This window comes from Actinomadura sp. NPDC000600 (assembly GCF_040492135.1).
Taxonomy (GTDB): domain Bacteria; phylum Actinomycetota; class Actinomycetes; order Streptosporangiales; family Streptosporangiaceae; genus Spirillospora.
The window spans coordinates 1-8,575 of the sequence record NZ_JBEUPD010000080.1 but is presented as its reverse complement, the minus strand read 5'-3'; the positions used below and the strand labels follow the sequence as shown (position 1 = coordinate 8,575).

Sequence of the window (8,575 nt, the reverse complement as noted above, 5' to 3'; positions counted from 1 at the left end):
GCCGGATGTACCCACGACGGTTCGGGCCGTACGAGCTGCTGTGCGAACTGGGCGAGGGCGGCATGGGGGCCGTCCATCTGGGACGCGCGCCGGATCCGGGCTTCGGCGCGCGGGGGCCCGGCTTCGGGCCGCCGGGTGCGCGGTTGCCCGCCCCGGTACCGGGACCGGACGCGGGCGGGGCGCTCGGGCCCTGCGCCGCGGGCGCGTTCACCGGCATGCTCGGCGCGGGCGGGACGGGCCGCGGCGCCGGCTGAGGGCCGGGCTTGGGCGCGCCGCCCTGGCCACCGGGACTACCGGGGGCGCTGGGGCCGCTGGGGCCGCTCTGGCCACCGGGACCACCGGGGCCCGGCCTGGGCACGGACGGCCGCGGGCCCGGACGGGGCCCAGGACGCGCGCCCTGAGAATCGGAACCACCGCCGCCGGACGAACCCGGACGCGGCGGTGCGGACGGGCGCGGAGCGGGCTTCTTGCCCGCGGCCCGTCGGTCGCCCTGCTTGGGGGCGGAAGAAGAATTTGAGAAGGCTTCTGTCAGCCTGCGAACGACCGGCGCCTCAATCGTTGAGGACGCCGACCGTACGAACTCGCCCATTTCCTGGAGCTTGGCCATGACGACCTTGCTCTCTACACCGAACTCCTTGGCGAGTTCATAAACCCGGACCTTCGCCACTGCACTCCCTACTCGGTCCGGGGGTGCGGCCTCCGGACCGTCGCTAACTTGCCGTACTCATCGCGGCGTGCTCATCGAGCGCTCATAGCAATCTCGACCTGCTTCCGACTAGACGTCGCTTACCATTCGGCCATCCTGCTGCCGCGCGGCGAGGGCCGCAAGTCGCTCCCGCAGCGGGCCGGCGTCGAGCGGGCCCGGCAGGCGGAACGCCCGCGGGAACGCCCGACGCCGCTCTGCGAGTGCGAGACACTCCGGATCGGGATGCAGATGCGCACCCCGTCCCGGCAGCCGCCCGCGAGGATCGGGGACGATGACGCCCTCGACCGCCACGAGGCGCAGCAAGTCGGACTTGACCGTGCGAACCCGGCAACCCACGCACGTGCGAACAGGGGCCGCCCGGCCACGTCCCATGAGTCTACCGCGCCGAGGCGTCGGCGGGGCCTGTCGCATGTTCTCCTGACGCAGAAGATCCAGATTCGCCGGGTCCGGCGCTGTTCGGGGGCGTCTGTACGGGCTCGGTGTCGGACCGGATGTCGATCCGCCAGCCGGTGAGCCGCGCGGCTAGCCGGGCGTTCTGCCCCTCCTTGCCGATGGCGAGGGACAGTTGGTAGTCGGGCACCACCACCCGGGCGACCCGGGCGTCGGCGTCGACCACCTCGACACTCGAAACACGCGCCGGGGACAGGGCATTCCCGACGAACTCCGCGGGGTCCTCCGACCAGTCCACGATGTCGATCTTCTCGCCGTGCAGCTCGCCCATCACGTTGCGGACCCGGCTGCCGAGCGGGCCGATGCAGGCCCCCTTGGCGTTCACCCCGGACTTGCGCGACCGCACGGCGATCTTGGTGCGGTGGCCGGCCTCCCGGGCGATCGCGGCGATCTCCACCGTGCCGTCGGCGATCTCGGGGACCTCCAGCGCGAACAGCTTGCGGACGAGGTTCGGGTGCGTGCGCGACAGCTGCACCGAGGGGCCGCGGTGGCCCTTGCGGACCTGCACCACGTACGCGCGCAGCCGCTCGCCGTGCTCGTAGCGCTCGCCGGGCACCTGCTCCTGCGGCGGCAGGATCGCCTCGATCTTGCCGAGGTCGACCAGCACGTTCCGCGGGTCCTTGCCCTGCTGGATGATGCCGCTGACGATGTCGCCCTCGCGGCCGGCGTACTCGCCGAAGGTCAGCTCGTCCTCGGCGTCGCGGAGGCGCTGGAGGATCACCTGCTTGGCGGTGGTCGCGGCGATGCGGCCGAACCCGGTCGGGGTGTCGTCGTACTCGCCGACGGCGTTGCCCTCGTCGTCGGTCTCGGTCGCCCACACGGTCACGTGGCCGCTCTGCCGGTCGAGTTCGACGCGCGCCTTCGGCGCCGCGCCCTCCGTCCGGTGGTAGGCGATCAGCAGGGCGTCTTCGATGGCCTTGACGGCCACGTCGAGCGAGATGTCCTTCTCGCTCTCCAGGCCCCGTAGGGCGGTCATGTCGATGTCCACGAGAGTTCCCCCCTCTAGTCCGGCTCCGCCGGAGAACGCGTTTCCTCGGCCGGCGACGAAGGCTTGAACTCCACCTGCACACGGCCGCGCCCCAGCTCGCCGAGACCGAACCGGCGCCGCACGGTCTCCGGCCCGGCGGACTTCCCGCCGCCCGCCCCGGCTCCCTTGCCCCGGCGCTTCCGGACGACGTCGATCTCGACGGCCTCGTCGTCGGCCGCCACCACGCGGCCCTCGATCTGGCCTCCCTCGGTCAGCGGGGCGACGACCAGCCGGCCGACGGCGCGGCGCCAGTGCCGCGGCTCGGTGAGGGGGCGGTCGACGCCCGGCGAGGTCACCTCCAGCACGTAGGGCGAGGACCCCATGACGTCGGACCCGTCGAGCAGCTCGGAGGTCGTCTCGCTCAGCCGGGCGATGTCGTCGAGGCTGATCCCGCCGTCGGCGTCGACGACGACCCGGACGAGCCGGCGGCGGCCCGCGGGCCGCACGTCGACCTCCTCCAGGTCGTAGCCCGCCTCGGTCACCGCGGGGGCGAGCAGCCGGGTGAGGGCCGCGGCGGCCGCGTCGCGGCCGGGCCGGGCGGTGTCGCGCACCGGGCGCGCGCCCTCGCGCGCCGGGGCCGCCTCATCCGATCGGCCGCGCCTCCCCTGAGCGCGGCCGCCACGGGACTCGACGCTCATGGGTCCTCCTCCTGTTGTGCCGCCTGCGATCCGTACCGCCGCCCGCGGCGGCGGGATCGCCGCTCGTCCGCCGACACCTCAAGACTATCGACAGCCGGGGACCGCGGCGGTCTTTACGGCGGCTCTCCGGCGCGGCGGATATGGAATGCTTGAGCTGGCCCGATGGGCGCGTCCGGGGACCGCCGCCGCCGCGGGCCGCCGCCATCTCCGCCACCGGGTGAGGAGACTTCCTTTGCCAGAGGCCGCACCGCCGCCGGGGCAAGCGATGTCACGCTCGACGCAGGCGCTGTCACGCCGCGCGCTGCTGGGCCGCGCCGTGCTGCTGGGAGGCGCCGCGGTGCCGGTGCTGCCGTGGCTGGCCTCCTGCGCGGCGGAGGCGGCCGCCCCGCGCAAGGACGTGCCGACGCTCGTGGGCGCGATCGCGTCCGAGCAGAACCTGATCGCCTCGTACGAGGCGGCGCGGTCGGCGAACGCCTCGCTGGCCGGCCGGCTGGACCCGGTCCTCGCCCGTCACCGCGAGCATCTGGCCGTTCTGAGGCGGCACTACGTCCCCGGCTCGGGCGATCGGGCCGACGAGGGCGGCGCGATCCCCTCCCCCAGCGCCGCGCCCGTCCCCGCGGGCACCGCGGGGCTCGCCGCCCTGCGCGACCTGGAGGACCGGGCCGCGCGGGCGCGCATGACCGACGCCGCCAAGGCCGGTCCGGCGCTCGCCCAGCTGCTGGCGAGCATCGGCGCCTGCGAGGCCGGCCACGCCATGACCGTCAGCGGCGCGGCGCCGCCCGTCCGGGCCAGGTCGGACGCCGAGGCCCTGCAGGCCGCGCTGTCCGCCGAGCACGCGGCCGTGTACGGGTACGGGGTGCTCGGGGCCAGGCTGCGGGGCCCCCTCCACCAGACCGCGAAGGACCTGTGGAACGCCCATCGCGCCCGGCGCGACGAACTGGTCTCCATCCTGTCGGCGGCGCCGGTCCCCGCGGCGGCCTCCTACCGGCTGCCCGTGAGGGTCACCTCGGTCCGCAGCGCGGCCCAGCTCGCGGCGGCGCTGGAGGGCGACCTCGTCCCCGCCTACATCGGTCTCGCGGGCGTCTCCTCCCCCGACCTGCGCGCCTTCGCCGCCGACAGCGCGCAGCGGGCCATGGCGTGGGCGGCGCGCTGGCGGTCCAGGGCGGGGGCCGCGGCGCCCTCCGAGGCGTTCCCGGGGCTGCCGCCGGCGGCCCTGTCCCCGCGTCCCGAACCCGGTGAGTGATCTTCGGCACGGTGGGAACGAAGGGCCCGTTCGGTGTCGTTAGTCCTGTTGCCACGGGATGACTTCGGGGGAGGGAGCCCACGTGACCACGACTCCGCAGACGGGCGGGACGAGCGCCCTCGACGACCTGCGGGCCGCTTACCACGAGCAACTGACGCGGCTGGCCGCCGAGCGCGACGCCGCGCGGCGCCAGGCGCGCAGGGCCCAGGCGCAGGCGGACGTGGCGCGGTCCGATCTGGCCAGCCTCAAGAGCCGCGTCGCGGAACTGCTGAACGCCGCCGCGCGGCACCTCCCGGACCTTCCACCGGTGGAGGGCCCGGACGCGGCGGAGCTTCCGGCCGCCCGGGAGGCGCGGGCCCTGCCCGCCGCCTCGCACGGTCCCGCTCCGGAGCCGCCCGCGGAGGCGGACGGCAAGGCCGAGGATCGGCCCGCGCGAGCCGCCTGACGAGGGAGAAGCGGCCGTCACAGGCCGCACGGAGACCGCCGGACCCCCGTCCCGGCGGTCTCTCCTCTCCGGGTCCAGTAGGGTCCACCAAATGACCGCGTACGGCCTTCTCGTCTCCCCTTCGCACAACCGGGTCTATGCACAGTCCGCCGCCGACCTGGTGAAAGCGGAGCTGGCGGTGTTCAGCGAACGGGCCCTGGGCGGGCGCGTCCGCGACATCGAGGAGACCGCGATCGGCGGCGTCCCGTACGTCACGTTCTCCGCCGACGCCCTGACGGACCAGGACGTCCGCCTCCTGTCGAACCTGTCGTCGCTCTACGCGCTGTTCCAGATCGAGGGCGAGCTGCTCCGCCCGGTCGGGCTCCAGCCCCTCGACCTGTTCGGCAGCGACCTGCTCACCATCCAGAAGTACTCGGGCAAGACGAACGAGTACTTCACCAAGCTGCTGCTGAACGTCACGGCGATGGCGACCGACTCCCCCATGGACCTGGTCACCGGGCGCCCCCGCGTCTTCGACCCCATGTGCGGGCGGGGCACGACGCTCAACCAGGCAATGATGTACGGGCTGGACGCGGCGGGGATGGACGTCGACGGCAAGGACTTCGACGCCTACGCGGCCTTCATCAAGACCTGGCTGAAGAACAACCGGGTCAAGCACCAGGCCGAGGTCGCCAACGTGCGCCGCGAGAAGGCCGTCCTCGGACGGCGCCTGCACGTGACGCTCGGCGCGTCCAAGGAGCGCTACAAGAGCGGCGAGACGATGGAGATCACCGTCGTGAACGCCGACTCCCTGGGCGCCGGGCGGTTCTTCCGCCCGGCGTCGTTCGACCTGATCGTGACGGACGCCCCCTACGGCGTCCAGCACGGGAGCCGCGCCAAGGGCGCGCAGCCCGGCCGCAGGGGAAAGCCGCAGCTGTCGCGCAGCCCCGTGGAGCTGCTGGCGGCGGCCGTCCCCGAGTGGGTGCGGCTGCTGCGTCCGGGCGGCGCCATCGGCATCTCCTGGAACACCTTCGTCGGCCGCCGCGAGCAGCTCGCGGAGATCCTCGCCTCCAGCGGCCTGGACGTCCGGGACTCGGACGCCTACCGCGGCTTCCGCCACCGCGTCGACCAGGCCATCTCCCGCGACCTGATCGTGGCCGCGAAGCCGTCAGGCTGAGTGCCACCGCTCCACGTGCGGGAGCAGCTCGTCCAGTTCGTGGATGAGGGCGTCGGGCGGGGTGAGGCCGGGGCGCTCGAAGGCGTGGGTGGTCTGGTGCCAGATCTGCACGGCCCGCAGACCGGCGGACTTGGCGCCGTGGATGTCGTCGAACGGGCGGTCGCCGACGAAGACGCAGGAGCCGGGGTCGGTGGCGCCGACGGCGTCCATGGCGGCGCGGAACGCCTCGGCGTGCGGCTTGGTCCAGGGGATCTCGCTGGAGTAGACGGCGCCGTCGAGCAGGTCGAGGACGTCGTCGCGGGCGAAGACGCGCTCGTGCCAGTCGCGCGTCCAGATGGTGTTGGACAGCACGCCGATCTTGATGCCGCGCTCGCGGAGGGCGTTGAACAGGCCGGGGACGGCGGGGTCGGTGTGGGTGTGCGGGGTCCACGTCTCGAAGTGGGTGTCGAGCAGGGCCTCGGTCGGCTCCAGCCCCGCCATCGCGAACGCCTCGGCGAGCGTGGCGCTGCGGTGCTCCTCGGTGCCGCGGCGCCACAGCTCGTCCTCGGCGGCGACGAGGGCGGCGACGGCCTCCTCCAAGGATTCCGGGGGGAGGTGGGCGGCGCAGATCGCGCGCCACATGTCGGCGAGTTCGAGGTCGTGCCAGGGGGTCAGCGTGCCGCCCCAGTCGAAGATCACAGCTTGTACGCCCATGCCCCGGATCGTAACCATCGGGGGGCGCCGGACGATCACTCTTTTACGCGGTGGTCGTCCCGGAGGGCGCGACCGGGGCCACCCTGTCCGGTCAAGGGAGCCCTCCATGCGCAGACCCCTGCTCGCCGTCCTCCTCGCCGCCGCCCTGGTGGGCGCGGCGGTCCCGGCGGCGGCCGACCCGATCCCCGACGGCCCCGGGACGGGGCTCGTCCCGGCGTACGTCGGCGCGCCGGCCGCGCCCGCGCCGCTCGCGGGCCGGCCCGTCCCGGCCAACCCGCACCAGGGACCGGTCGGAACCTCGTCCATGCACGCCGACAGCTACGCCTCCGACACCTATCCGTTCCTGGGCCCCCTGGGCCGCGATCCGCAGGTGCGGGACGAGGCCAAGGGCGGCGGCCTGCCGGGCCTGTGCTCGACGGTGACGTTCGCCCGCCGGACGGGGCTGATCGTCGCGCAGTGCACGCGCGGGCAGAACCTCGTGCTGCGGCTCATCGATCCGGGGACGCTGAAGGACCTCGCGACCTACGAGCTGCCGCCGAGGCCGTCCACCGTCCAGGCGGTGTTCTCGCTGAGCCTCGACAAGGTGTTCACCGACACCTCGGGCGGGGCCTACTACTACCTGGACCCGCAGGACCGCGCCGTGCTGGCGGACTCGGCCTTCCACCTGCGCCGTTTCGCGCACGAGAGGGGCCCGGACGGCCGATGGCGCTTCACGGTCACCGACGACTGGGACCTCGGCGCGCACCTCCCCCACGACTGCGCGACCTGGACGAACCCGTGGCCGAAGGGGGAATGCGACCCGGTCACCGCGGTCGGGCCCGACTGGGGCGGCCTCATCTGGTGGGTCACGAAGGGCGGCCGCGTCGGCACGGTGGATCCGGAGTCCGGGAAGGTCCGGATGGCGCGGCTGGAGGGCGAGACGATACAGAACTCGTTCGCGGCCGCCGAGAACGGCGTCTCGGTCGTGTCCGACCACGCGCTCTACCAGATGCGGGCGGACGCGGACGGAACGCCGCGGATCGTGTGGCGCGAGCCGTACGACAGGGGCAGCGGGCGCAAGCCCGGCCAGATCGACCAGGGCTCCGGGACGACCCCCACGTTCTTCGGCGACGGCTACGTGGCCATCACCGACAACGCCGACGACCGCATGCACGTGATCGTCCGGCGCGCCGAGGACGGCGGGCTCGTGTGCCAGGTGCCCGTGTTCGGCAGCGGGGCGAGCGCGACGGACAACTCGCTCATCGGCTACGGCCGCAGCCTGTTCGTGGAGAACAACTACGGCTACCGCAACTTCTTCGAACTGCCGCCGGGCGGGTCGTCGACGGGCGGGGCGAGCCGCGTGGACGTGAGACCGGACGGGACGGGCTGCGAGACCGTCTGGACGAGCACGGAGCGCTCGCCGTCGACCGTCGCCAAGGTCTCCGTGCCCGCCGGGCTGCTGTACCTCTACACGAAGGAGCCGCGAAAGGACCTCATCGACGCCTGGTACCTCACCGCGGTGGACGTCCACACGGGCCGGACGGCCTACAAGGTGCTCACCGGAACGGGCAAGTGGTTCGACAACAGTTGGGCGCCCGTCACCATCGGCCCGGACGGGACCGCGTACGTGGGCGTCGTCGGCGGGCTCGTCGCCGTCCGCGACCGCGAGTAGGGCGCCGGTCTTCGGGGATACCGGTCCGATCAGCGAAACCGAGACGGACAGGGGAGGAGTCATGAGGGCACGCGAGCCGGGTGAGTCCCGCGACTTCCGCGAGGACATGGACGACATGGGCGACAACACCCAGGACGAGCAGATCGCCCTGACCGAGGAGTACGTGAACGACCCTCCCGAGGACCTGCGGATCGAGGAGCCCGAGGAGAGCCGGGACGGCCTGGGCATCACCGAGTACGAGCGGGAGGCCCGCGGGGAGCACGACGAGGAGCGCCCCGCGCCGATGAGGGCCGCCGAAGAGGACGCGGTCAACCCCACCCGCAGGCCGTGAACGCGGCGGCGCCCGCACCGGGCCGGTGCGGGCGCCGCCGGGGCCGCCGGGGCCGCCGGGCTAGATCGTTGATGGGGGTTGTTGGGTGTGGCGGTCAGTGGTCGTAGGCGGTCAGTGATCGCTTGATCGGGGCGCCGATCAGCCAGTTGTGCCAGATGGCGGCGTTGAGTGCGCAGATGCGCTGGCACAGGCGTGTCCAGAGGCCCTCGGTGGTGCGTGCGGCGTGGCGTTCCAG

Annotated in this window: 10 protein-coding genes and 2 pseudogenes; 6 read left to right on the top strand and 6 right to left on the bottom strand. The window is 73.5% G+C overall.

Translation table 11 applies throughout. From position 1 onward, the window contains the following. Window positions 1–254 (top strand): hypothetical protein (locus ABWI07_RS43550; RefSeq protein WP_502912914.1); only part of this gene is annotated, 254 nt, incomplete at its 5' end. Window positions 255–529: 275 nt separating this feature from the next. Here ABWI07_RS43550 and ABWI07_RS43545 read toward each other — a convergent pair. The 4 genes and pseudogenes from ABWI07_RS43545 to rimP form a co-directional block, all read right to left on the bottom strand. Next, window positions 530–667 (bottom strand): annotated as a pseudogene (locus ABWI07_RS43545) (translation initiation factor IF-2 N-terminal domain-containing protein); the annotation flags it as partial. Between the two features lie 108 nt (window positions 668–775). Continuing rightward, window positions 776–1,078, bottom strand: coding sequence for a YlxR family protein (locus ABWI07_RS43540; protein WP_149257705.1), 303 nt, complete (start codon window positions 1,076–1,078; stop codon window positions 776–778). A gap of 4 nt (window positions 1,079–1,082) precedes the next feature. Beyond that, window positions 1,083–2,132: a transcription termination factor NusA gene (nusA, locus tag ABWI07_RS43535; RefSeq protein ID WP_141586750.1), complete on the bottom strand. Its 1,050-nt coding sequence runs from the start codon at window positions 2,130–2,132 to the stop codon at window positions 1,083–1,085. Between the two features lie 26 nt (window positions 2,133–2,158). Next, on the bottom strand, window positions 2,159–2,821 hold the full coding sequence (gene rimP, locus ABWI07_RS43530) for a ribosome maturation factor RimP (protein ID WP_149257706.1): 663 nt from the start codon (window positions 2,819–2,821) through the stop codon (window positions 2,159–2,161). 265 nt (window positions 2,822–3,086) lie between these two features. Here rimP and ABWI07_RS43525 point away from each other — a divergent pair, with 265 nt between their 5' ends. The 3 genes from ABWI07_RS43525 to ABWI07_RS43515 all read left to right on the top strand — a co-directional run bounded on the left by ABWI07_RS43525 (window position 3,087) and on the right by ABWI07_RS43515 (window position 5,665). Then, window positions 3,087–4,064 carry a ferritin-like domain-containing protein gene (locus tag ABWI07_RS43525; RefSeq protein WP_235036594.1) on the top strand — a complete coding sequence of 326 codons (978 nt, stop codon included), beginning with the start codon at window positions 3,087–3,089 and terminating at the stop codon, window positions 4,062–4,064. Between the two features lie 82 nt (window positions 4,065–4,146). Continuing rightward, window positions 4,147–4,509: a hypothetical protein gene (locus ABWI07_RS43520; RefSeq protein ID WP_353822144.1), complete on the top strand. Its 363-nt coding sequence runs from the start codon at window positions 4,147–4,149 to the stop codon at window positions 4,507–4,509. Between the two features lie 91 nt (window positions 4,510–4,600). Beyond that, on the top strand, window positions 4,601–5,665 hold the full coding sequence (locus ABWI07_RS43515; RefSeq protein ID WP_353822143.1) for a TRM11 family SAM-dependent methyltransferase: 1,065 nt from the start codon (window positions 4,601–4,603) through the stop codon (window positions 5,663–5,665). Here the strand turns inward: ABWI07_RS43515 and ABWI07_RS43510 are convergent. Next, complete coding sequence (locus tag ABWI07_RS43510) at window positions 5,657–6,358, bottom strand: HAD family hydrolase (protein ID WP_353822142.1); 702 nt, start codon at window positions 6,356–6,358, stop codon at window positions 5,657–5,659. The genes ABWI07_RS43515 and ABWI07_RS43510 overlap by 9 nt on opposite strands. Before the next feature lie 106 nt (window positions 6,359–6,464). Between ABWI07_RS43510 and ABWI07_RS43505 the strand changes: the two genes are divergently transcribed. Together ABWI07_RS43505 and ABWI07_RS43500 are read left to right on the top strand one after the other, a co-directional pair. Next, window positions 6,465–8,009 carry a hypothetical protein gene (locus ABWI07_RS43505; protein ID WP_353822141.1) on the top strand — a complete coding sequence of 515 codons (1,545 nt, stop codon included), beginning with the start codon at window positions 6,465–6,467 and terminating at the stop codon, window positions 8,007–8,009. 61 nt (window positions 8,010–8,070) lie between these two features. Further along, window positions 8,071–8,340 carry a hypothetical protein gene (locus tag ABWI07_RS43500; protein WP_149257711.1) on the top strand — a complete coding sequence of 90 codons (270 nt, stop codon included), beginning with the start codon at window positions 8,071–8,073 and terminating at the stop codon, window positions 8,338–8,340. Between the two features lie 94 nt (window positions 8,341–8,434). Here ABWI07_RS43500 and ABWI07_RS44550 read toward each other — a convergent pair. Then, a pseudogene (locus ABWI07_RS44550) lies at window positions 8,435–8,575 on the bottom strand (IS982 family transposase); the annotation flags it as partial.

What these genes read in the sequence shown, in the direction of transcription:
- ABWI07_RS43540 (WP_149257705.1), bottom strand. Translation starts at nt 1,078, where the DNA reads ATGGGACGTGGCCGGGCGGCCCCTGTTCGCACGTGCGTGGGTTGCCGG.
- ABWI07_RS43500 (WP_149257711.1), top strand. Translation starts at nt 8,071, where the DNA reads ATGAGGGCACGCGAGCCGGGTGAGTCCCGCGACTTCCGCGAGGACATG.
- ABWI07_RS43525 (WP_235036594.1), top strand. Translation starts at nt 3,087, where the DNA reads ATGTCACGCTCGACGCAGGCGCTGTCACGCCGCGCGCTGCTGGGCCGC.
- ABWI07_RS43515 (WP_353822143.1), top strand. Translation starts at nt 4,601, where the DNA reads ATGACCGCGTACGGCCTTCTCGTCTCCCCTTCGCACAACCGGGTCTAT.
- nusA (WP_141586750.1), bottom strand. Translation starts at nt 2,132, where the DNA reads ATGACCGCCCTACGGGGCCTGGAGAGCGAGAAGGACATCTCGCTCGAC.
- ABWI07_RS43505 (WP_353822141.1), top strand. Translation starts at nt 6,465, where the DNA reads ATGCGCAGACCCCTGCTCGCCGTCCTCCTCGCCGCCGCCCTGGTGGGC.
- ABWI07_RS43510 (WP_353822142.1), bottom strand. Translation starts at nt 6,358, where the DNA reads ATGGGCGTACAAGCTGTGATCTTCGACTGGGGCGGCACGCTGACCCCC.
- rimP (WP_149257706.1), bottom strand. Translation starts at nt 2,821, where the DNA reads ATGAGCGTCGAGTCCCGTGGCGGCCGCGCTCAGGGGAGGCGCGGCCGA.